The following is a 22,383-nucleotide window of genomic DNA, read 5'->3' as shown; positions in this document are numbered from 1 at the left end:
GGCCGTGAAGCGTCTGGGTCAGATCAATATCGACGCTTTCGATGTCTTCGGGGATGATCCCCACCACGCTCACGTCCGCCATTTTGTCCAGCAAAGAACAGATTTCCAGCATCTCGACCACTTCGACCTCATGGGCTGTCTGCCGATAGCTTCCCAACCCCATCAGCGCATCGGCTGGAAGATGGTAGACTGATCCCGGAGCATCTTCGATTGAAACGGTGTCAAGGATAAGTACTTTGTCATACGACTGGTAATACGTCATCAGTTTAAACCCGAGTGTCCCCCCGTCGATGATATCGATGGGCGGTTCAAAACGGTAGTTTTCTTCAAGATACCGGCCGGCATATACTCCGACCCCCTCGTCTTTAAAGAGGATATTGCCGATCCCGACCACGACGACGCTTTTCATACACAACCTTTTTAATGTTCTCGATTCAATTTATAGCATAAACTCAATCGAAGTGCCCGAAGGCACCGCGGTTATTCGCTTTTCGTCTCTTTTTTAAATTTGGAGCCGCCGAATGCAATGGCAATATCCCCTTCCTGCCAGAAGATTGTACGCCAAACTTGATAATAGACATGGAACATCACCCATGCGATGATCCACCACATCGTCATATGATGGGCGATCCTTACCCCCATTTTGCTTCCGAATACCCACAAGGTCCAATCGGTGCTGAGATGAAGCAGCCAAGGCCACCATGCGCCGATCGAGCTTTGCCCGGACGCAAGCCCCTGCACATAAAGCTGCAAGCCGGTGAACAGCATAAACAGCAGCATCAGATGCATGATCGTAAAATAGACGACGTTAAAACTGTCGCTATGGGTCGAATCGAACATCTTGCGTCGATTGAGCGTGACCAGGTTGTAAATGACCTCGAAAAACTCCTGAACGTTCGCGCGATTCGGAATCAGTTTTTTGTACGGTTTGTCAAAACGGCTGAAAAAATAAAGATACACTACGATGATTGACGTGACGTCAATCATAATCGCACCGATGAGATGGATCCATCGGTTCCATGCCATGACGTATTTGTCCAACGCCGGATCGGCAATCAGACTCTGATAATACGGATGGGCGATGTACAAACCGGTAATTACCGCGGCAAGCACCGAGACAACGTTGATCCAGTGGACCGTCCGCATCGCCGGCGTCATTCGGGTAATCTGTTTATATCCGGGTTTCATAATCGGCTCCTTCTATATCGCGCAGACGCTGTCGACTTTGTAGACGCCGAGTTCTCTGCCTTTGGTATCGACGAGGTGAACCGCACACGCGATACACGGGTCGAAACTGTGGATCGTGCGCAAAATTTCGAGCGGCTGTTCGGGGTCGGCCACTTTTGTACCGATCAGACTCGATTCATACGCTCCCATACGCCCCTTGTAGTCGCGCGGTCCGGCATTCCACGTCGAGGGAACGATCGCCTGATAGTTGGCGACTTTTCCCTCTTCGATACGAACCCAGTGTCCCAGTGCTCCCCTCGGAGCTTCCGCCATGCCGTATCCTTTGGCGCTTTTACTGACGGTTTTGAAATCGAATTCGGTCCACGTACGCAAATCGCCCGACGCGGCATTTTTGGCCAGCTCATCGACCCATTCGACCATGACATCGGCCATCAATTCCGTCTCGATAGCGCGGGCGGCAGTGCGTCCGACGGTCGAGAACAGTACCGATGTCGGCAACTTGCCGCGTGTGAGGAAGTTTGTCACATACTTGGTGATCCGTTCGTCTTTTGCGGCAACCCCGATGACCATACGGGCCAGCGGTCCCACTTCCATACGGGTATCGTCGTAAATCGGCGATTTGATCCAGCTGTATTTTTTCTCGGTATCCAGATACGCGATACCCCCTTCTTTTTTACCGAATCCGGTATAGTAAGGGATGGTTTGCCCGTCATACGGGTGAAGCGGTTTGGCCCCTTCGTACCACGAATGGGTCACGTCTTCGGCAATTTTCCCCTGATCGAGCGGAATGACTTTCGAGATGTCACCGCCGACGACGATACCGCTCGGGAACAACAGCGCCGAAGAATAAAAGCCGGTGTCATCCAAACGGAAATCCCCGTAACTGAGGTAGTTTTTCAGTCCCCCGCCGGTGCCGTCAAGCGCTTCGTCGGCATACATCGTTCCGGCCATATAGACATCCGGAAGATACGCACGTTTGATGAAATCGCGGAATTTCATCAAAAGGTCTTTAAAGAGGGCAATACGCGCGGGATTTTGAATATCCTGCACACAGGTAACCCCTCCGACGACGATGCTTTGCGGATGCGGGTTTTTACCCCCGAAGATCGCCTGCATTTTCGCCGCGTCGCGTTGCAAATCGAGCGCTTCAAGATAGTGCGATACCGCTACGAGGTTTTGTTCAGGGGTCAGTTTGTAATGTTTGTTCCCCCAGTATCCTTTGGCAAATGGCCCAAGGCGCCCCTGTTTGACGAATTTGGTAAGCCGTTCCTGCACCGCTTTGTAAGCCGATTCGCTGTCGCCCCATGCGTGAACGCCCGCAACACCGGCCCATTTTTGCGCTTCTTCGACCGCTTTGGCCGGATCGGCTTCGAGCGCCTTGGTGATATCGACCCAATCCAGTGCATGCAGGTGATAGAAATGGACAACATGGTCATGTACGTACAGCGCACCCTGGATCAGATTACGAACGATCCGTGCATTTTTGGGAATGGTAACCCCAAAAGCATGTTCGACCGCTTCGATGCTGCGCTGATAGTGCGTTCCCGTACAGACGCCGCAGATACGCATCGCAAGCAGACCGCAGTCACGGGGATCGCGCCCTTTCAAAATCTCCTCGATACCTCGGAACATCGTCGATGAGCTGTAGGCATCGACGATTTTATTGTTGTCATCGATTACCGCCTCGATACGAAGATGTCCCTCGATGCGTGTGATCGGATCGATTACGATATGTTTACTCATTGTGCTTCCCCTTCATCTGATTTTTTGCCCGCTACCGCACTTGCGGCCGCATGGATACCGATACCGATCGCCGTGGCGGTAAGAACGCCCAATCCGAACTCATCGACGGTTTTTTCAACTCCGCCCGTAGGCGCTTTGATATTGGCATCCGCCATAGGACGCTCATACGCGTATTTGTCCCAGAAATCGGGTTCGGAACACCCGATGCATCCGCGTCCGACCCCGATCGGCCAGTTGACGGCATCGTTGTAACGGATGATGGAGCAGTTGTTGAATGTCATCGGTCCTTTACAGCCTACTTTGTACAGACAAAAATTGTTTTTCGCCCCTTCGTCGCCCCACTCTTCGACATACTCACCCGCATCAAAGTGGGCACGGCGCTCACAGTTGTCGTGAATCCGGTAGCCGAACGCAAATTTCGGACGCAGAAGCGAATCGAGTTCGGGAATTTGGCCCGTCAGGACAAAATGCAAGATTACGCCGACCATGTTGGCCGGATTGGCAGGACAGGCGGGAATGTTGATGATCGGTTTCCCGGAAATAACGTCCATTACGCCGACCGCACCCGTCGGATTCGGAGCCGCGGCGGGAACACCGCCGTACGTCGCACAGCTTCCGACCGCGACGATAGCCGCCGCATCCGCCGCGACGCGGAGCAAATGTTCATGGAACGTTTCGCCGCTGGCACCTACCGTTCCGTATTGCCCTTCCATTCCCATCGGGATTGAACCTTCGACGAAGAGAAGATATTTGCCTTTGAAAGTCTCCATCGCGTCATGCAGCTGCGCTTCGGCCTGATGCCCTGCCGCCATCATCAGCGTCTCATGAAATTCCAGCGAGATGATGTCGAGCAAAATCTCATCGATTTTCGGCCCGTCGCTGCGCAGCAGCGCTTCAGAGTTCCCCGCACAGTCTTGGAGTTCGAGCCAGATGACCGGTACACGGGTCATCAATTCCGCCGCTTCGGCTACCAGCGGTGTAAACATAGGAGGGAGCATCAGCATCGCCGTCGCGGCACTCGCCCATTTCATGAATTCGCGGCGGTCATACCCCTCGTCGCTCAGAATCTCCTGAAAATCGATCGCCTGCAGCGGCTGCGTCGCTTTGAGCTCATCGAGCCGCGCACGGCACTGTTTGAAGAGTTTGTCGTAATACGCATCCCCTTTGTTCGTCTCCACTTTCGCGCTGTTTGCACTAAACAGCATTTTAAACGCTTCTCTACGCTCGGCCATGGTTCCCCTCCTATTACTGAATGATCGTTCAGTATGATAAATCTCAATAACTTAAAGTAATATTTAAAACATAAAATTGATTTAAAAAGATTATTTCTTAGTTATTTTCAGGACTAGAAGTCTGATTCGCAAAGGCAAAGTCCTTTGGCGTTCAGAATCAATGCGTGGTGCAAACCGAGCAGACGTCGAAGGTTCGGAAGATAAAAGAGGCCTTGTCGTTATTTTCAGCCCCGATCATCGCTTTTTGGGCAACTCCGGGGGCCGCAGACGTACCGTTGCCCAGATTCCACTGGGTCGGGGTAATGATCGAATACGAGGTTATTTGTCCCCGCTCCAGCGTCGCACGGTGGATCAGCGACCCGCGCGGGGCTTCGACGATCCCGTACCCCTCTGCGCTGATCGTCTCGATGCGCGGCGGCGGAATGAAAGAGGGTTCAGAAAGATCCAGCGTTTCCAAAAGGGTTCGTACATGACGCAGCAGATAGACGATCTCATCTACGCGGGCGGTGATGCGTGTCAACACGCTGTCACCACCCGCGCCGTGGAGGGATTGGATCAGCTTTCGACGCGAAACGAGGGCGCGGGCAAGCGGGCCGGTCTCGAAAAAGGTCCCTTCGTACAATGCATTTTTGGCATACGTTTTCCCCTCATAAACATGCGAAGCATCTTCGCTTACCCTGCCGGCATCGGCGGCTCGGCGTCCTTTTTCATCCATCGACACACGCTCGCATCCGGGGTGGAGGCCCAACACCAGAAAACGTCCGTGGCTTTGACCGGACTCCAGCAACCCCAGCCGATCAACGTTGCGCACCAACGTCCCGTAATCTCCCTCCAGCGACAACAGATCGCTGCGTGTACGGATCGATTCGAATTCTTTCATCGACGTTCCCAATACTTCTGACTCGAGGAACCGCTCCACCTCGGAGACGATTTTCAATGCCTGCATCACCTCGATCTGTGTCGGATCGCAGCTCACCCCTCCGGGAAGTGCATACGAACTGTGCGGCCATTGACCGCTGAACAACGCCGCCAGACGGTTGATCTGCGACGAGGCGTACAGCGCTTTGAGCGACAGGGACAGCGGCGTCCCCAGCATTTTTGCACTCTCCTGAAGCATAATCAGGTAGAGCCATTTGAGATGATTTTGGAGCAATTCGCTCAGCCGGGTAATACTGCGAATGCTTTGCGCCTTTGAGCTCAGCGTTATCTCCATGCCGCTGTTGCGATAGAGCGATTCGAGCATCTCTGCGGCGGCGATCAAATGAGAATGGCCGCAAATCCCGCACACACGCGGGGCAATCACAAGAGCGTCCAAAGCGCTGCGTCCTTCTAGAATCGCTTCCATCCCCCGAAAATGCAAAAAACGGATAGTCGCATCCTCCACACGCCCGCTTTCATCGGAGCGAAAGTCGATGACCGCTTCCCCCTCGATCCGCTCGATCAGTTCATGCGTTATCATCGATCAGTCTCTCTTCCAGCCGTTTGATATGAAACGACTTGGCCGCTCCCGCCAACGCGAGGTAACTCCGTTTCGGAACCCCCAGCGGCATTTCGGCCGGAATCGACATATAGGTTTTGGTCGAAAACAGCTCCGTTTTGGGAAACGTCGGCTCGGTGCATCCAAGACAGGGGGTGCCGGCACGGGTTTTGGAGCTGACGCCGTTCCAGAGTATTTTATTGCAGCTGCCGTGGGTGAACGGTCCCTGGCATCCCTGAACGTAAAACAGGCATCCCTCTTTGGTCCCGAAATGCCCGCTGTCGACTTTCCATTCAAAATATTCATTCCGAAGACACCCGTTATGCACCGTAAAGGCATACAGTTCTTTGGGACGGCGATATTCATCGAGCTTGATCGTTTTGCCGCATCGGATCATGTTGATCACGAAGCTCAGCCACTCCGGGTGAGCGGGACATCCGCTGAGGGTAATCACTTTTTCGCGCATCCCACGCAAAGGGCCGCTTGCTTTTGTTTTGTCGAATAAAATGCCGCTGATCGTATCAGGGGAGCTTTCTTTAAAAATTCCCCCGAAACTGGCACAGCTTCCCATGCTGATAATGTGCTTTGTTTTGGATGCAAGCGCACTCAGCAGTTTATCCATCCGCATACCCGCACGTTCGAAACCGGCTTCATACGCCCCCTCGACAATCAGAATGTCGGATTTTGGAAGCTTCGAGACCAGCTCGCGCAGCGTCAATGCAGAGGGTAAAATCGGATGATGCAAAAACTGAACGTCCTGAAGCAGCGTTCCCAGCGCAGAGTCGTTCAAAAACGAATGGGTATTGCCGTTGCAGGTGATCCCCTGCAGCCAGATGATCTGAAGTTTAGCGGGTTTTGAGGGCATTGTAGATATTTTCGGCGATGGAAGTTTCGTAGCTCTCCAGCGCGTTGGGAAGAATTTTTTCGCCGTTTAGGAAAACCATTCCCCCCAGATATCCCATAAAAAGGCCGAAGGCGCTGAAAAAGTCCTGATCCCTCAGCTCCCCGGATCGGACCCCCTCTTCGAAGAAAATCATCAACTCGGTCACAAACGCCGATACGCAGATCATCCCCTCGCACCCTTCGCGGAATACTTCGCGGTTCGAAAGATAGACGCGCAGAAAATATTCGATCGTCTCGGGGCGTTCCTGCGCAATTTTGAAATACATGTGGACGATAGCGCGAATTTTGCCTTCGGTATCCAGCGTGCTTTCGTTGATCCGCCGTATCTCTTCGCCCAGCATGTTCGCGATAAAGAGGATCAGCTCTTTGGCCAGCATCTCTTTGGAGGTAAAATAGTTGTAAAGGTTTCCGACACTCATTCCGATCCGCTCGGCAATGGAGGGCATCGTGGTCTGATAAAACCCCTCTTTGGAAAAAAGCTCCAGCGCTTTGGTCATGATCGAAATTTTGCGCTCTTCTTTGCTCGGACGGGCCAAATGTGTTCCTTTAGTGTGTCTGCCGAAATTATAGCGAACAACTATTCATAATCTTATAGTGCGACAATTCCCGCCCTTTGGTGTCAATGACATGAACGGCACACGCCAGACACGGATCGAACGAATGGATAGCGCGCAATACTTCCAGCGGCGCGGAAGGATCGGCTAGAGTGATGCCGATGAGGGCTTCTTCGTACGCACCGCGGACGTTGCGGGCATCTTTTGGCGAGGCGTTCCATGTCGTCGGTACGACCGCCTGATAATTGGCGATGCGCGCGTCTTCGATTCGGACGAAATGGCTCAGTACGCCGCGGGGAACTTCGAAAATTCCCGCTCCTCTGGCCTCTTTCGGAAGCGATTCGAACACATATTTCGTCCATGTCTCTTCGTCATAGTATTTGATGTTTTCGATCAGGTCGCTCATCATATCGAACAGGTAATCGCAGCATATCTGGGCTTCCACGGCGCGCGCGGCGTTGCGCCCGACACTCGTCGAGAAATCGATCAGCTCCATCTTCGCCGAATCCATAAAACGTTCCACATAGGGGCGGATGGTAGGCGATTGTTTGACATACCCCACGATCATCCTTGCCAGAGGCCCCACCTCCATCACATCGCCATCATAGCGCGGGGCTTTGACCCAGCTGTATTTTCCCTCGCTTTTCAAGGTACCGTCGGGATTGAGATCCGTATAAAACGGTGTCGTATCTCCCTCATACGGCGAAAGTGGCGCATCATTCTCATACCATGAACGGGATGCTTCCTCGGTGATTTTGGACGGGTCAAACGAAGCGACCTCATCGAAATTATGACCATGTATCACACCGCTCTCGAAAAGAAGCGAATCTTTGCCGAAACGGTATCCCCCGCAGCACATGAAATTTCCGCTTGCACGCCCTTCGCCTGCCTTAATCGATTCGCGGTACGCCGAAACGATCATTTTCAGATCGGGAATATACGCCCTCTCCACGAAATCGCGCACATCCTTGATGATAAACATGAAATCGTTCAGCCGCTGCGGGTTGAGAATATCGGCAACGCTCGTCACGCCGCCTACGACAAGGTTTTGCGGATGGGGAGTTTTCCCCGCGAAAATCGCGATCGCTGCAGATATCTCCCTCTGGACCCGAAGCGCTTCGAGATAATGGTTCATGTGAATGAGGTTCTGCTCCGGCGTGAGGCGGTATGCCGCATGCCCCCAATAGCCGTTGGCAAACAGCCCAAGCCTTCCGGCTTTGACAAAATTCGAGAGTTTTTCCTGAACGCTTTCAAGATGGTCGAGTGAATTGCGGTAAGGGTGTTCGCTCCATTGCTCCGATTCGACGGAAGCCATCTTGCAATCGGCCTTCAATGCCGCCGTAATATCGACAAAATCAAGTGAGTGAAGATGATAATAATGGACGATGTGATCTTGGACGAACAAGGAGAGAGTCACAAGATTACGGACAATTTCGGCATTGGAGGGGATCGTGATGCCGTACGCGTCTTCGACGGCGCTGATCGAGGCACGGTAGTGAACGTTCGTACACACCCCGCAGATCCGCTGCGCGATCAGTCCCGCATCGCGTGGATCACGCCCTTTGAGAATTGTCTCGATCCCCCGAAACAGCTGTCCCGAAGCCCACGCCTCCCGCACGACGTTGTTCTCATCAATCTCCACCTCGATCCGCAAATGTCCCTCGATCCGTGTAATGGGGTCTATAACGATCTTCTTGAGGTTATTCATGCTCTTTCTCCGGTAGTTTGCGGTGGTTTGCGTAAAGGTCGAAGGCGATTTTCCCCTGACCGCAGGCGAAGCATCCGTGCCCCGCCTGTACCGGCCAGCTCGTGCCGTCATTGAATTTGACGAGCGAACAGTTCAAATCGGCGTAAGGTCCTTTGCAGCCCATCTCGAATAGACACCACCCCTTTTTGGCTCCTTCGTCTCCCCATTCTTTGACGAATTCGCCCAGCTCATAGTGGCCGCGCCGTTCGCAGTTGTCGTGGACACGGAAACCGTACGCCCATTCAGGGCGGTTTTTCGCATCCAGTTTCGGGAACTCGTCGAACATGATGTAATGCAGCAGCGTTCCGACGATATTGATCGGATTGACGGGACATCCGGGAAGATTGATAATGTCTTTGCGCCCCAATGCTTCGCTCACGCCGACCGCACCCGTGGGATTGGGTTCGGCGGCGACGACCCCCCCATCAAACGCGCACGACCCGACGGCCATGACTGCCGCCGCTTTTGCGGCAACCCGCCGAAGCAGTTCCAGCCCCGTCTCCCCTTTGGGTCCGATCCGCAGAAATTTCCCGTCCAGTCCCAGCGGCACGGCCCCTTCAACGATGAGAATATAGTTGCCGCTGTCATTATTGATCACACTCTCCAGCACCGCTTCGGACTGATCCCCTGAACCCGCCATCAGCAGTTCGTGGTAATCGAGCGAAATGTATTTGAGGATCAGATCGTCGACTTTGGGGTGCGACGATTTGATAAATCCTTCGGAATTGCCCGTACAGTCGGCCAGTTCCAGCCAGATGATCGGTATTTTGTTCAGCTGCGTCACCGCCTCTTTGACACTCTCCTCATAATCCGGATGCAGATGCATCGATGCCGTGACCATCGAAACCCACCGGTTATACTCGCGGCTCATCTCGAACGATTCGAGCGCCTCTTCAAAATTTTCAGGGCTGAGCTGATTGGCGGGATGAAGACGGTTGTATTTTTCGATCCGCTCACGCACCTTGGCCAGCTCCGCTTCTTTGGCTTTCGCTTCGCGCTCCGCGCGCATATGGGCCGCTTCTGCAGGATCGACGGGAGTATCGGCGATAAGCTGCATGACGTCTTTTTTGCACCGCCCGCAGACACGCCCTGCTTCGCTGTAGGGTTTAAGACCGGCGAAATCCTCTACGCAGTTTTCCCTGATCAGATCGATTAGGTCGTGTTCGTAAGAGCCCGTGCAGCTGCATATAAGCTTGCCCCGTTCGCTGATGAGACGGTTGGCATAAAAATACCCCGGATCGACTTTTTGTGCGCTCTCCATCATCCGTTTCAATGCCAGCGCATCGATGTTGCTGTTAATCCCGATAAAGCGGACCAGGTGCTCGTTGTTAAGGATATACTGGTCGATCCGGTTCTCGCTGCGCGAGGAGATCACAATCTCTTCATTGTCCGCATTGCCCGGCTCGTACGCTGTCGACGTAACGTCCGAGAGGAGAAACGATCCCACTTTGAGCCCGTCAATCGTCACAAATTCGCGAAATCCCTCATGCTCACGCCCCAATATCGAGGCAATCGCCGCATCGGCTTGAAGGGTGCATTCCTTGACCCGTCCGGCGATATAGCCATCCGGCATCTGCGCCGCTTCCCCGACCGCGTAGATATAAGGGTCCGACGTGCGCATGTGAGCATCGACCAAAATGCCGCGGTCGCAAGCCACAGAGCTTTTGGCACAATCAACGCTCGGAGCGATCCCCACCCCGAAGATGAGAAAGGGGTTATCGATGGTGCGCGATTTGAGAACGATCCGGGTAATTTCGCCGTTTTCGACCTTGCGCTCGACAATCTCGTCTTCGAGGATGATCTCGACGCGCGGATCGGACGCTTCATAGATGCGTTTCATCAGGGCCACAGCCTCGGGGGTCATCGCCTTGTCGTACAGATGGCTTCCGCGCGATATGAGGTAAATCTTTGCAGGGCCGTTCATCGTCGCGAGGGTATCAAGCAGCTCCAGCCCGATCGGCCCGACCCCCATCATCACGACATTTTTCCCCTCCATGCATTTGGCGATGCAGTCGCTATCGGCCGCACTGCGGAACGTCACAGCATTGGAAATCCCCCGCGTATCGAACAACGTCCGCGGTTTGGAACCGGTCGCGATAATCAGCACATCGTACGAGATCATCGCAGAAGCGGTGTAGACCCGTTTTGCTTCGGTATCGATATGCGTTACTTCGGAATTGAGTTCGACACGGGTTTTGGGAGGCAGAGGAAGGGCTATCTGCTCGATCGTGGCGGTTTGGTTCACCAGCGCACACAGATGGATCCGATCATAAGGGGGATAAGGCTCTTTGGTGACGATAACGACGTCATGTTCAGGGGCTTGCTCGCTCAATGCATTGGCCATATACGCGGCCACGATCCCGCCGCCGACAATTACGATCCGCATCGTAGCCCCCCTTTTCCCATCCTATATGATGGATTATAACAAAGAGGTATTATGACGTAAATAAAGCGAACAGTTATTCAAAATTGTGTGTCAAATGCTATGTAGTATTAAAGAAGTGTTTAGGAAGTTTTCGATGGTGGCGGGGGGGGGACTCGAACCCCCGACCTCCGGCTTATGAGACCAGCGCTCTAACCAGCTGAGCTACCCAGCCATCGTAATTGAAAGACCGGAATTATAATGGTGATTAACTTATTATAAGCTAAAAGTAAAGCAAAGCTCTATAAACACATCAAAGACTCACAGTTATGAAGATATTTAAGCTCACAACTGTTGAGTCGAAAAGGCTAAAGTTATTGACAATTAACCCAAACTCGTGTACAATCCTCGTCTTAAAATTCATCTTATATTAAAAGGAAACGCTATGAACTTCCAACCGCTAGGAAAACGTGTCTTGGTAGAGCGCCTTGAAGAGGCCACCAAAACCGCTTCGGGAATCATCATCCCCGACAACGCCAAAGAAAAACCTTCGCAAGGTACCGTCGTTGCCGTCAGTAACGAGGTAGAAAACGTTTCTATGGGCGACAAAGTCGTATTCGGAAAATATGCCGGGAACGAACTCACCCTAGATGGAAAAGCCTACTTGGTCATCGAGACCGATGATTTACTTGGAATATTGAAATAATTTAAAACGCCTTCGGAGCAAGCCCCGCAGGCTACGTTAACACTGGGTTCTCCTCAGCGGAGAGCTCACGCGCTTTGCGCTAACATTGATTACATAAAATTCAAGGAGAATAATCATGGCAAAAGAGATCCATTTTTCAGACGATGCACGCAACAAGTTGGCCGCAGGGGTACAAAAACTGACCGATGCGGTCAAAGTAACGATGGGACCGCGCGGACGCAATGTCCTGATCCAAAAAAGCTACGGCGCGCCGACCATTACCAAAGACGGCGTATCGGTCGCTAAAGAAGTAGAACTCAAAGACGCATTGGAAAACATGGGGGCGCAACTCGTACGCGAAGTTGCTTCCAACACCGCCGACGAAGCGGGTGACGGTACGACGACGGCAACCATCCTTGCCAACGCTATTTTCAAAGAGGGTCTGCGCAACATTACTGCAGGAGCCAATCCGATTGAGATCAAACGGGGTATGGACAAAGCGACCGAAGCGATTCTCGCAGAGCTCAAAGCCGCTTCACGCGTCATCAACGACAAAAAAGAGATCGCGCAGGTTGCGACGATCTCCGCCAACTCGGATGAGCGTATCGGTGCCATGATCGCCGAAGCGATGGATAAAGTAGGACGTGACGGCGTTATCACCGTCGAAGAAGCCAAAGGGATCAACGACGAACTTGACGTCGTTGAAGGGATGCAATTCGATCGCGGTTACCTTAGTCCGTATTTCATCAACAACAGTGAAAAAATGACCGTTGAGCTGGATCATCCGTTCATCCTCCTCTTCGATCAGAAAATCTCGAACCTCAAAGACCTTCTCCCGGTTCTTGAGCAGGTTCAGAAAAGCTCGCGCCCGCTTCTCATCATCGCCGAAGATGTCGAAGGCGAAGCGTTGGCGACCCTTGTCGTGAACAAACTCCGCGGCGTACTCAACATCACGGCCGTTAAAGCTCCGGGATTCGGCGACCGCCGCAAAGCGATGCTTCAGGATATCGCCGTATTGACCCGCGCGCAGGTGATCAGCGAGGAGATCGGACGCACGCTCGACAGCGCGACCGTAGCCGATCTCGGTCAGGCGGCACGTGTTGTTATCAGCAAAGACAACACCACCATCGTCGACGGTGCGGGTGAGAAAGAAATGGTTGAGATGCGCATCAAAGAGATCCGCGCTCAGATTGAAACAACGACCAGCGAATACGACAAAGAAAAACTTCAAGAACGTCTGGCGAAACTCGCCGGCGGTGTCGCGGTTATCAAAGTCGGAGCCGCCACCGAAACCGAGATGAAAGAGAAAAAAGACCGCGTAGATGACGCCCTCTCAGCGACCAAAGCGGCCGTCGAAGAAGGGATCGTTATCGGGGGTGGTGCGGCACTGATCCGTGCGGCGGCCAAAGTGAACCTCGACCTCAGCGGCGATCAGAGAATCGGATGCGAAATCATCCTCCGCGCGATCAAAGCTCCGGTCAAACAGATCGCTGAAAATGCGGGATACGATGCGGGCGTCGTCGTCAATACAATTGCAAACGCGACAAACGAGAATATCGGATTCAACGCCGCAACCGGCGAATACGTCGATATGTACGAAGCGGGAATCATCGATCCGCTCAAAGTCGAGCGCGTCGCGCTGACCAACGCAACGTCGGTATCGAGCATGCTGCTCACGACCGAGGCGACGATCCACGAGATCAAAGAAGACAAACCTGCCATGCCGGACATGGGTGGAATGGGCGGAATGCCGGGTATGATGTAAGGACCGTAAAAAACGTCCTATAGGGACGTTTTCAGGTCCGAAACCGCAGCTGGTGTGCGCATTGCGCACCGGCGCGGACTTGGCATAACTAAAAATTTCTCTCCTAATAAAAATAAGTTTTAAACTGCAAAAAACAGTAAATTACCGACCGTAAACCCTTCGTTCGTATAACGCTATAATACCATTCTACTTCATACTAAAGATGGCTCATGGAACTCTCGTTTACAGACCTGATCGGTATTTTCGGCGTTACAATCATCGTCATCACCTATATTTTGTTGCAGGTCGAAAAAATGGATGCTCAGGATTTGAGCTTTTCACTGCTCAATGCCGTCGGTGCGTTTCTCATTATCGTATCGTTGCTTTTTGAGTGGAATCTGGCATCGTTTTTGATGGAGTTCATCTGGATGATGATCAGCCTGTACGGCGTTCTGAAATATTATCGGATAAAGAAGAAAGGGGCCGTGCCGCCAGAGCATGGCGGCAATGAAGAAGCGGACTACTGATTTAACTCGTTGGCCTGTTTGTTTTCCCACAGCGAATGGGCAAACGCGATGGCGATGAGGCCGATACCGATCGTTCCCGTCACAATCTCGCTGACGTGCATCGTGATCTTCATCAGCATGATGAGTGCGAGGATACCGATCGCGTAATGAGCGCCGTGTTCGAGATAGCGGAAGTGGGAAAGAGTTTTGTGCAGCACAAAATAGATCGTCATGCTCCGCACGAACATCGCACCGACGCCAAGCCCGATCATGATGATGAATATATTGCTGGTAAGGGCGAATGCTCCGATCACGCCGTCAAAGCTGAAGCTCGCATCCAAAACTTCCAGATAGATAAATCCGGCGATCCCGCTTTTTACCGTGCCGGAGGAGAGGAAATGATCCAGCATCCCTAACAGCGAATGCAGCAGTACACCGTACATAAATGCGAGGACAACGCCGAAATCCTGAGTGATATGCCCAAGCGCGATACCGACCATGATGGCAGTAATCAGCTCAATATTTGCAACCGAAGAAGCTTTTTCCATAAATTTGGACCCTTCGACGATCGTCACCCATTTGATGTCGCGTTCTTCAAAGAAGAAGTCCAAAAAGACCATCAGCAAAAAGGCACCACCGAACGCAAAAATCGTCGATTCCGTCGTTTTGAGGATACTTTCATAACGGGCCGGCTCGTTCATAGCGACCTGCAATGTCTCGATCATGCCCATTTCCGTTACAAACGATACGATCGCGAGAGGAAAAATGAGACGCATGCCGAAGACGGCGATGGGAATACCGAAAATGATAAAGCGTTTCTGCCAGATCGGATCAAGCGTTTCGAGCACTTTGGCATTCACAACCGCATTGTCGAACGAAAGTGATATTTCCAGAATGACCAGCAAAAAGGTGATGTAGATAGCGGCAACCCCGCCCAGGAAATACGCCGCGATCAAGCCTAACGCCATAATCGCAAACGAACTGTAAAAGTAACGCATTTGTACCCTTGCTAAAAGTAGATGTGAAATTATAGCCTACTAAAAGCAATCATGCCATTGAACAAGCGAAAGGCGAAACCCCTCTTTGACCGGAAGGACTTCATGGGAGAAATAGGGGTTGGAGAGAAAAACGACCATGTCCCCCGCTTCGGGGCGCAGCGTGATCGTATTGCCTGACGCATCGCACAGATAGTTGAACAGCAGTTCCCCTCCGCTGAAATGATCCTTGTCGGTCGGGTGGGGAGTATACGAAGTCGTAAACAATACGGTTGTCAGCTTCCGTTCGGGAGCCACCGTACGAAATCCGACGGTGTTCCCCTCTTGATCGCGCAGTTCACTCGAATCGTCCGAATGACGGACATAAAACGATCCGCTCTCGTATCCGAGCACCTGAACGTCAGTCGCTTGCGAGAGCGAAAGGGCAAAAAATGCTTCGATCTCGTCCCGAACCGCGGCAAAATGACTTTCATAGACCGTCCGATGTTCCGGACTAAGCGTATGAATATCGGTGCGGCGCATCTGCGTATCCAGAGCGCGTCCCCGCAATTGGGCCTGTACCGCATCCCGGTCGTTCAATGCCGCATCGGTAATCGCACGGCATTCGGCAGGGCTCAGTACACCTTCGATGACCATATACGGAAAATCGTGATAGGGGTTGGGAAGCCGCTTGGTGGGAATATCCCATCCGAGCAGTTCGTCGCGTGCGTAAACGTAGTTGCTGATTTGATGCACGGTTTATTTTTTATCGGTGACGATATAGAGCTGCTCGTGCCCAAGCCGTTTAAGAACGTCCATGACGCCTACAAAGTTTTGGAACGCCGCTTCTTTGTCACTGTAAAGGACGACCGTCATCTCTTTGCCCCCTTCGGTCACTTTTTGCTCGAACTGCTCGAGCGTCACGGAGGTTTTTTCATCAATCCAGAGGGTACCGTCTTTTTTGATCGTAAGTTTCAGCTCGCTGGGCTTATGCTCTGCCGCCGAGCCTTTGGCTTCGGGAAGATCAACCGGAATCAACCCCGTTTTGATAAAGGTCGCCGTCGTAAGCACCATGACCAAAAGTACGAGCATGATGTCGATAAAAGGGATGACGTTGATCGAATCGATCCGTTTCATTTTTTTCATGGGTTACCCTTTATTTTTTGTTTTGAATTTCCCATCGGGCAATGATCTTCTCCATCTTGCGAAGCAAAATGTTGTAAAACACGATCGAAGGGATCGCAACGACCAGTCCCATCGCCGTTGCTTTAAGAGCCAATGCCAAACCCGTCATAATTTTTTTCGGGTCCACCGCGCCGACATCGCCGAGACTGTAAAACGTGATCATAATCCCCAAAACCGTTCCAAGCAATCCGACGTACGGGGCATTTGAACCGATAGTCGCAATCGTGCTGACGTTATTGCCCAAATCAAGTTCAAGCTCCTCTTTGGTCTCGTAATCGCTGATCCGAATGGATCCGTACGTCATCACCCGCTCGATAAAAAACCACAGCGACACCACGCTCATTATCACCAAAATCCCGATCACACCGTAATCAATCGCCTGTTCCGCCCATGAGAGCCAATTGTTGTCCATCTATTTTTCTCCTTTTTTAAATTCAAGTTTAACGCACGTACCCTCTCCCTGACGGGAAGAGACGTGCAACAGTATTCCATGCCGGTCGCAATAGCGTTTGACCAGCCCAAGGCCGATACCGTATCCTGCCATCGCACCGTCATTTTGATAGTAGCGATCAAAAATACGCATCAGCGTGATCTCGTCCATACCTTTTCCCTGATCGCAGATACTCAGCACGTTAGCCTCCATCGTGATCATGATGCGGGGATTGTGCACGGAGTACTTGATCCCGTTCTCCACCAGATTGTCGATGACTTTTCCCAGCCCGATCCGGTCGCATTGAACGCTCCACGGAGCCGTTTGAATCTCCCAGACTACGCCGGGATAAAGAGGACGCATAAACTCAAGCCGCTCTTTAAGCGCGCTTTCGAGATCGAAACTTTCGATCCGTTCCCGCTCCATCTGTTTTTTGATCAAATAATCGAGCTCATTATAGCGTTCTTTGAGCATACGTGCGGCCGTTTCGATCCGTTCCAGCCGCTTCAGACTTTTCTCGTCGGTATTGGTTTTACGCAGCATTTCGACATTGGCCGTTATCGTATTGACGGGCAGATTCAGCTCATGCAGCGTCTCTTTCGAGAGACGTTCGAGATGATCGAAATGCTCTCTCAGCGGATCAAGCGCTATTTTCGCCAACACTCTTCCGGTCACGACGGTAATCAAAAGCGCTCCGAACGCAAGTATGCCCCATTGCTCGATCCCGCTCACCTGATGGAGATAATAGACCCCAAATAGGAGCAAAGCGGTCGTAACGACATACAGCGACGTCAGGGCAATCTCTACGCTACGGAACAAGACGGTATCCTACCCCGCGGATGTTGACGATACGCTCGCTTCCGATCTCTTGCTTGAGACGGTTGATATAGACCCGTATCGCACCGTCGCTGATCATTTCCGAAGGACTCCACAGCGCGTCCATAATCATCTCTTTGGTTACGATCTCTCCGACGTTTTGGATAAACAGCGCCATAAGCTGGTACTCTTTGAGGGTAAAAGGCAGTTCTTTGTCTCCCATCATGACGCATTTATGAAGCTCGTCCAGACACAGATCGCCCGCACACCGGCGGCTTTTGCTTTTGCTGCGGCGAAGCAGGGCATGAACCCGGACGATCAGTTCATGGGTATCAAACGGTTTTTTGAGATAATCTTCGGCCCCGAGTTCAAAAGCCGCCGCAAGGGTGTCCAACTCCTGATGGGACGTCAGATAGATCGTCGGCGTCGCGTCATTGGCACGACGGAGTTCTTTCAGCAACGACAACCCGTCGATCAGCGGCACATTGATGTCCAGCAGATAAAGATCGAAATGGTTCTTAAACGTCTCATCGAGGGCTTCCTGGCCGTTTCGGCACAAGGTCACCTCGAATCCTTCTTCCTCGAGCAGATCGGCAATCGATTCGCCAAACAAAAGATCGTCTTCGAGGAGGAGGATTTTAGTCGACACGCTCAATCGACCATTTCAAAGTTTCGCCGGCCATCATCGGTACGACGCTGCCGTAGATATCGGGGACGTGGAATTCGCGCTTTGCCAGAGTAACCTCTTTGTACTCGGCACAGATGCCGTAAATGCGCTGGGCGTTATCGCTGACAAAAGCCTGCAGATTGTCGAGCTTGTCGTGGGCATCAAAGACGTCGCACAATAGCTGCAACGCGATCGGAGCGGTGAAAACCCCGGCTCCACATCCGCACGACTCTTTGGCGTGTTTGGGATGGGGTGCGCTATCGGAGCCGAACATCACCTTCGGATGGGCTTCGAGGGCCACTTTGAGCAGCGCTTCGCGGTCGTGCGGGCGCTTTGCAATCGGTTTGCAGAACAGGTGGGGCCGCAGCATCCCCCCCGCCACGTCATCGAGTGTAATGATCAGGTGATGCACCGTGATCGTCGCATACAGGTTGGCGTATTTATCAAGCATCTCCACCGCCTCGCGGGTCGTGATGTGTTCCATGATAATTTTGAGTTTCGGGAAATGGGAAGCCAGCATCTCATAGACGCTCATAAACTCCGCTTCGCGGTCCATGACGAATCCGTTCGTTTCGCCGTGAACCGAAAGGACGATCCCCAGATCGCTCATCGCCTCGAGCGTCTCGCGCATCGACTCGATATCGAAACTGGCCACCCCCCCTTCCGAGTTCGTCGTCACCCCGCTTGGGTAGAGCTTTATCGCCGCGATCTCATCCTGAACACTCTCCAAAAAAGCGCGGGAATAGTTCTGGTAAAAGAGGGTCATGAACGGCTCAAAATCATCCCTGCCGATAGCCGCCTTGATCCGTTCGCGATAGGCGACAACCATCTCTTTGGTCGTTACCGGAGGGACAAGGTTTGGCATCACGATCGCCCCGCTGAAACTGTACGACGTCAGCGGGGCCACCGTTTCGAGCATCTCCCCGTCGCGAAGGTGAAGATGCATATCCAGCGGCATCGTCAAAGTTACGGTTTTCATGAACATCCTCCCATTTGGTACTGCGCTTCTGCGATCAAAGCGTTAAGAGCGTTCTCGTAGCGTTTGGCTTCGGCTTCGTCGGTCGATTCGAACCGCGTCACCAAAACCGGGGTTGTATTGCTGGCGCGCACCAGCCCCCATCCGTGATCGAAAATAACCCGGACCCCGTCTACGTCGATAATCTCCCGGATTGAGGGGAATCCCTCGGGCGGATTTTTCAGAAGTTCTTTCAGCTTTGCAATCAGAGGGAATTTTTCCTGCTCGGTCGTCTTTACTTTGATCTCTTCGGTCGAAAACACTTTGGGCAATTTAGCGATTTCACCGTCCAGATCGATCCCGTCCTGAATCAGCTCAAGCATACGCAGCGTCGCATAGATCGCGTCATCATACCCGAAATAGCGGTCGGCGAAAAAGACGTGGCCGCTCACTTCGCACGCCAGATCGGCATGAAGCTCTTTCATCTTCACTTTGAGATTCGAGTGGCCCGTTTTGTACATCACCGCAGTCGCCCCCCGTTCGCGGAGCGTATCGTACATGACCTGCGAGCACTTGACTTCCCCGATGACGGTGGGGTTTTTCATCTTCAGCGCAAACAACAAAGCCATCATGTCGCCTTTGATATTGTTCTTACGGGTCAATACCGCGATCCGGTCCGAGTCGCCGTCGTAAGCAAACGCAATATCCCCTTCGCGGTTCAAAAGCTCTTTGATGTCTTCAAGATTGTGCTCTTCGCTCGGGTCAGGATGATGGTTCGGAAACGTTCCGTCAGGATCGGTGTATATCCCTTTGGCGTTCAGGTCGAGCTCTTTGAAAATGTCGATCAGAGCCAGCCCCGCTACACCGTTGCCGCAGTCATAAACGATCCGTTCTTTCATCCCTTTCAAATGGGCAAACGACTCGACCATAAAGCGTTTGTAGCGCTCCAGCGCGTCGATCTCGGTTACCTGCCGCTGTACTTTGGGAGGAAAAGGCAACGTATCGATCTTACGTCCAAGGGCGTAGATCGACTCGCCGAAAAACGGGGCTTTGTCAATCGTGATTTTAAACCCGTTGTATTCGCTCGGATTGTGTGATCCGGTAATCATTACCGATGCGCAGGGAGTAATCCCTTCAAAGGACTGATAGTTGCAAAAATAGTTCACCGGAGTCGGTACCATCCCCATGCCCAGTACCTTGATACCTCCCGCATTCAGCCCGGCGGTCAGGTATTCGAACAATACCGGAGAGTGCGAGCGCGCATCGTATCCGACCGCGACGTACTCCCCAAATGTTCTCATCTCTTCGGCCAACGCATACCCCAAACGGGTGATCGTCTCTTCATTCAGTTCTTTCTCAAAAATGCCTCGGATATCATATTCCCGATAAATACTCATCAAATCCCTTTCCAATAAACAATAACCGATTATACAATGAGGTTGGTAAAAGAGTCTTTGTTTCCGGGGCAAATAGCCCCGAGGAAGAATAGTGAAGAAGTGTTACAGTAGTGTTAAATAGCCCGTTTAAATTCGGGATACGCTTCAAGCCCACATTCGCTGACATCGAGCCCCTGCACCTGCTCTTCATCCGAAGCGCGGAACGGAAAAACTTTGTTTATCAGATAGATGATGCTAAAAGAGACCGAAAAGACGAACACGGCGATGATTATGACCCCTTTGAGCTGGTTCAGAAACGTCACACCGTTGGCGGGATCGGCCGCGAAAAGACCGACGGCCAGCGTCCCCCATATTCCGTTGATCAGATGTACCGACAACGCCCCGACCGGATCGTCGATACGTATCTTGTCGAACAGCGGTACGGCGAATACGACCAAAGCCCCGCCGATACTTCCGATAATGATCGCATCGGCCGTCGTGTACAGATGCGGACCGGCTGTGATCGCGACCAGACCGCCCAGCGCGCCGTTGAGGATGATCGTGATATCGAACAGCCGATAGCGTGCATAGGTCAAAACTCCCGCCGCGATAGCGCCCGCCAAGCCGGCCGTATTCGTATTGAATATCGTCAATGCCACACTGTCCGCCGCTTCTTTCGTCGCGATCGAGCCGACCGATCCCCCGTTGAACCCGAACCAGCCGATCCACAGCAGCATCGCCCCAAGGACCACGAGCGGAATATTAGACGCGGGAATGACACGGATCTGATTGCCGACGTAGCGTCCTTTGCGCGCGCCGATGATCAAAATCGCCGCCAGCAATGCCCAGCCTCCCGTCGAGTGGATCACGGTCGAACCGGCCAGATCCACCATGTTCAAATCAAAGATCGTCTCTTTGAGCCAGTCGCTTCCCCAGCTGATGTTGACCGCCGTAGGATAAATCAATGCCCCCATGATCACCGTAAACAGAGTCAGCGGAAGCAGCCGTGCCCGTTCGCCGACGCCGCCGCTCATAATATTGATCGCCTTACCGACAAACGCCATCTGGAACATGAAAAAAGCCCATTGGCTCATGCTCTGACTCTGGAAATCGCCGAATGCCAGATGAAATCCGACCAGAATAAACGCCATGGATGCCACCGCGTAAATCATCACGTTGACCGTCAAAACGCTCGAGACGTTTTTGGTGCGTACCAGACCCGCTTCGAGCATCGCGAAACCGGGAACCATTAAAATGATCAATGTGATGGAAAATAAAGCAAAAAGAGTATCGATAACGTAGGAAATATCCATGCGCCGCCTTTATTAAGGTATAAAGACGGGCATTATAAATGCTATTGTGCGGATCGAAGAAGAAAAATTGATTAAAAATTAATCAAATGGCCTCGATATCGGTTTCACCCGTACGAATACGGACGATCTTGCCGATATCGCTGACGAAAATTTTACCGTCCCCGATCTTGCCGGTTCGGGCCGCTTCGACGACGGTATTGACGACCTGATCGACCATCGCGTCATCGACGACCATCTCCATTTTGATTTTAGGGAGAAAATCAACCACATACTCGGCACCGCGATACAATTCGCTGTGCCCTTTTTGGCGTCCGTACCCTTTGACTTCGCTCACCGTCATCCCGGTGATCCCGATCTCAGCTAACGCGTCTTTGACGTCTTCCAATTTAAAAGGTTTGATAACCGCTTCAATTTTTTTCATTGTTTATTCCTTATTAGAGGTTAAATCCACGTTCGCCGTGCACCGATTCATCCAGGCCTTGGCTCTCTTGTTCTTCGTTCACACGTGAACCGCCGGTCAATGCCA

Annotated in this window: 22 protein-coding genes and 1 tRNA gene; 3 read left to right on the top strand and 20 right to left on the bottom strand. The window is 52.3% G+C overall.

The features are described 5' to 3' along the window. The 10 genes from JU82_RS08195 to JU82_RS08150 form a co-directional block, all read right to left on the bottom strand. Positions 1-409: HyaD/HybD family hydrogenase maturation endopeptidase (locus JU82_RS08195; protein WP_037949269.1), on the bottom strand; the 409-nt coding region annotated here is incomplete at its 3' end. Positions 410-480: 71 nt separating this feature from the next. Next, positions 481-1,188 carry a cytochrome b/b6 domain-containing protein gene (locus JU82_RS08190; protein ID WP_037949266.1) on the bottom strand — a complete coding sequence of 236 codons (708 nt, stop codon included), beginning with the start codon at positions 1,186-1,188 and terminating at the stop codon, positions 481-483. A 12-nt stretch (positions 1,189-1,200) separates the two neighbouring features. Next, a complete protein-coding gene (locus tag JU82_RS08185) occupies positions 1,201-2,931 on the bottom strand; it encodes a nickel-dependent hydrogenase large subunit (protein WP_037949263.1) in 1,731 nt (576 codons plus the stop codon). Further along, positions 2,928-4,163 carry a hydrogenase small subunit gene (locus JU82_RS08180; RefSeq protein WP_037949262.1) on the bottom strand — a complete coding sequence of 412 codons (1,236 nt, stop codon included), beginning with the start codon at positions 4,161-4,163 and terminating at the stop codon, positions 2,928-2,930. The genes JU82_RS08185 and JU82_RS08180 overlap by 4 nt, the downstream gene beginning before the upstream one ends. 157 nt (positions 4,164-4,320) lie before the next feature. Then, positions 4,321-5,622, bottom strand: coding sequence for a nickel-dependent hydrogenase large subunit (locus JU82_RS08175; RefSeq protein WP_037949260.1), 1,302 nt, complete (start codon positions 5,620-5,622; stop codon positions 4,321-4,323). Further along, positions 5,609-6,505: a hydrogenase gene (locus JU82_RS08170; protein ID WP_037949257.1), complete on the bottom strand. Its 897-nt coding sequence runs from the start codon at positions 6,503-6,505 to the stop codon at positions 5,609-5,611. Before JU82_RS08170 ends, JU82_RS08175 begins: the two co-directional genes overlap by 14 nt. Then, positions 6,486-7,079, bottom strand: coding sequence for a TetR/AcrR family transcriptional regulator (locus JU82_RS08165; RefSeq protein ID WP_037949255.1), 594 nt, complete (start codon positions 7,077-7,079; stop codon positions 6,486-6,488). Before JU82_RS08165 ends, JU82_RS08170 begins: the two co-directional genes overlap by 20 nt. A 28-nt stretch (positions 7,080-7,107) precedes the next feature. After that, positions 7,108-8,805: a nickel-dependent hydrogenase large subunit gene (locus JU82_RS08160; RefSeq protein ID WP_037949252.1), complete on the bottom strand. Its 1,698-nt coding sequence runs from the start codon at positions 8,803-8,805 to the stop codon at positions 7,108-7,110. Next, positions 8,798-11,230, bottom strand: a complete 2,433-nt coding sequence (locus tag JU82_RS08155) for a hydrogenase small subunit (RefSeq protein WP_037949251.1) — start codon at positions 11,228-11,230, stop codon at positions 8,798-8,800. Before JU82_RS08155 ends, JU82_RS08160 begins: the two co-directional genes overlap by 8 nt. Before the next feature lie 134 nt (positions 11,231-11,364). Continuing rightward, a tRNA-Met gene (locus JU82_RS08150) sits at positions 11,365-11,441 on the bottom strand. 210 nt (positions 11,442-11,651) lie between these two features. Between JU82_RS08150 and groES the strand changes: the two genes are divergently transcribed. The 3 genes from groES to JU82_RS08135 all read left to right on the top strand — a co-directional run bounded on the left by groES (position 11,652) and on the right by JU82_RS08135 (position 14,162). Continuing rightward, positions 11,652-11,912, top strand: coding sequence for a co-chaperone GroES (gene groES / locus JU82_RS08145; protein WP_037949249.1), 261 nt, complete (start codon positions 11,652-11,654; stop codon positions 11,910-11,912). 115 nt (positions 11,913-12,027) lie between these two features. Then, a complete protein-coding gene (gene groL, locus JU82_RS08140) occupies positions 12,028-13,656 on the top strand; it encodes a chaperonin GroEL (protein WP_037949247.1) in 1,629 nt (542 codons plus the stop codon). Between the two features lie 209 nt (positions 13,657-13,865). Further along, positions 13,866-14,162, top strand: a complete 297-nt coding sequence (locus JU82_RS08135) for a hypothetical protein (RefSeq protein ID WP_294892599.1) — start codon at positions 13,866-13,868, stop codon at positions 14,160-14,162. Here the strand turns inward: JU82_RS08135 and JU82_RS08130 are convergent. The 10 genes from JU82_RS08130 to JU82_RS08085 form a co-directional block, all read right to left on the bottom strand. Then, positions 14,156-15,139, bottom strand: a complete 984-nt coding sequence (locus tag JU82_RS08130) for a DUF475 domain-containing protein (RefSeq protein ID WP_037949245.1) — start codon at positions 15,137-15,139, stop codon at positions 14,156-14,158. The genes JU82_RS08135 and JU82_RS08130 overlap by 7 nt on opposite strands. Positions 15,140-15,178: 39 nt before the next feature. After that, complete coding sequence (locus JU82_RS08125; RefSeq protein WP_037949243.1) at positions 15,179-15,871, bottom strand: 2OG-Fe(II) oxygenase; 693 nt, start codon at positions 15,869-15,871, stop codon at positions 15,179-15,181. Positions 15,872-15,874: 3 nt separating this feature from the next. After that, the gene (locus JU82_RS08120) at positions 15,875-16,261 is read right to left on the bottom strand and encodes a biopolymer transporter ExbD (RefSeq protein WP_037949241.1); all 387 of its coding nucleotides are present in this window, start codon (positions 16,259-16,261) and stop codon (positions 15,875-15,877) included. A gap of 10 nt (positions 16,262-16,271) precedes the next feature. Further along, complete coding sequence (gene exbB, locus JU82_RS08115) at positions 16,272-16,712, bottom strand: TonB-system energizer ExbB (RefSeq protein ID WP_037949240.1); 441 nt, start codon at positions 16,710-16,712, stop codon at positions 16,272-16,274. After that, complete coding sequence (locus JU82_RS08110) at positions 16,713-17,549, bottom strand: HAMP domain-containing sensor histidine kinase (RefSeq protein ID WP_037949239.1); 837 nt, start codon at positions 17,547-17,549, stop codon at positions 16,713-16,715. After that, entirely contained in the window at positions 17,539-18,195 is a 657-nt protein-coding gene (locus tag JU82_RS08105; RefSeq protein ID WP_037949238.1) for a response regulator transcription factor, read from the bottom strand. Before JU82_RS08105 ends, JU82_RS08110 begins: the two co-directional genes overlap by 11 nt. Then, positions 18,185-19,192 carry a dihydroorotase gene (pyrC, locus tag JU82_RS08100; protein WP_037949237.1) on the bottom strand — a complete coding sequence of 336 codons (1,008 nt, stop codon included), beginning with the start codon at positions 19,190-19,192 and terminating at the stop codon, positions 18,185-18,187. The genes JU82_RS08105 and pyrC overlap by 11 nt, the downstream gene beginning before the upstream one ends. Then, on the bottom strand, positions 19,189-20,565 hold the full coding sequence (locus JU82_RS08095; protein WP_037949236.1) for a phosphomannomutase/phosphoglucomutase: 1,377 nt from the start codon (positions 20,563-20,565) through the stop codon (positions 19,189-19,191). Before JU82_RS08095 ends, pyrC begins: the two co-directional genes overlap by 4 nt. A 113-nt stretch (positions 20,566-20,678) precedes the next feature. Then, positions 20,679-21,857, bottom strand: a complete 1,179-nt coding sequence (locus JU82_RS08090) for an ammonium transporter (RefSeq protein WP_037949233.1) — start codon at positions 21,855-21,857, stop codon at positions 20,679-20,681. An 82-nt stretch (positions 21,858-21,939) separates the two neighbouring features. Next, positions 21,940-22,278, bottom strand: a complete 339-nt coding sequence (locus JU82_RS08085) for a P-II family nitrogen regulator (protein WP_037949231.1) — start codon at positions 22,276-22,278, stop codon at positions 21,940-21,942. Positions 22,279-22,383: the final 105 nt, after the last annotated feature.

The organism is Sulfuricurvum sp. MLSB (assembly GCF_000747095.1).
Classification (GTDB): domain Bacteria; phylum Campylobacterota; class Campylobacteria; order Campylobacterales; family Sulfurimonadaceae; genus Sulfuricurvum.
This window is presented reverse-complemented; position numbering and strand designations above follow the sequence as displayed.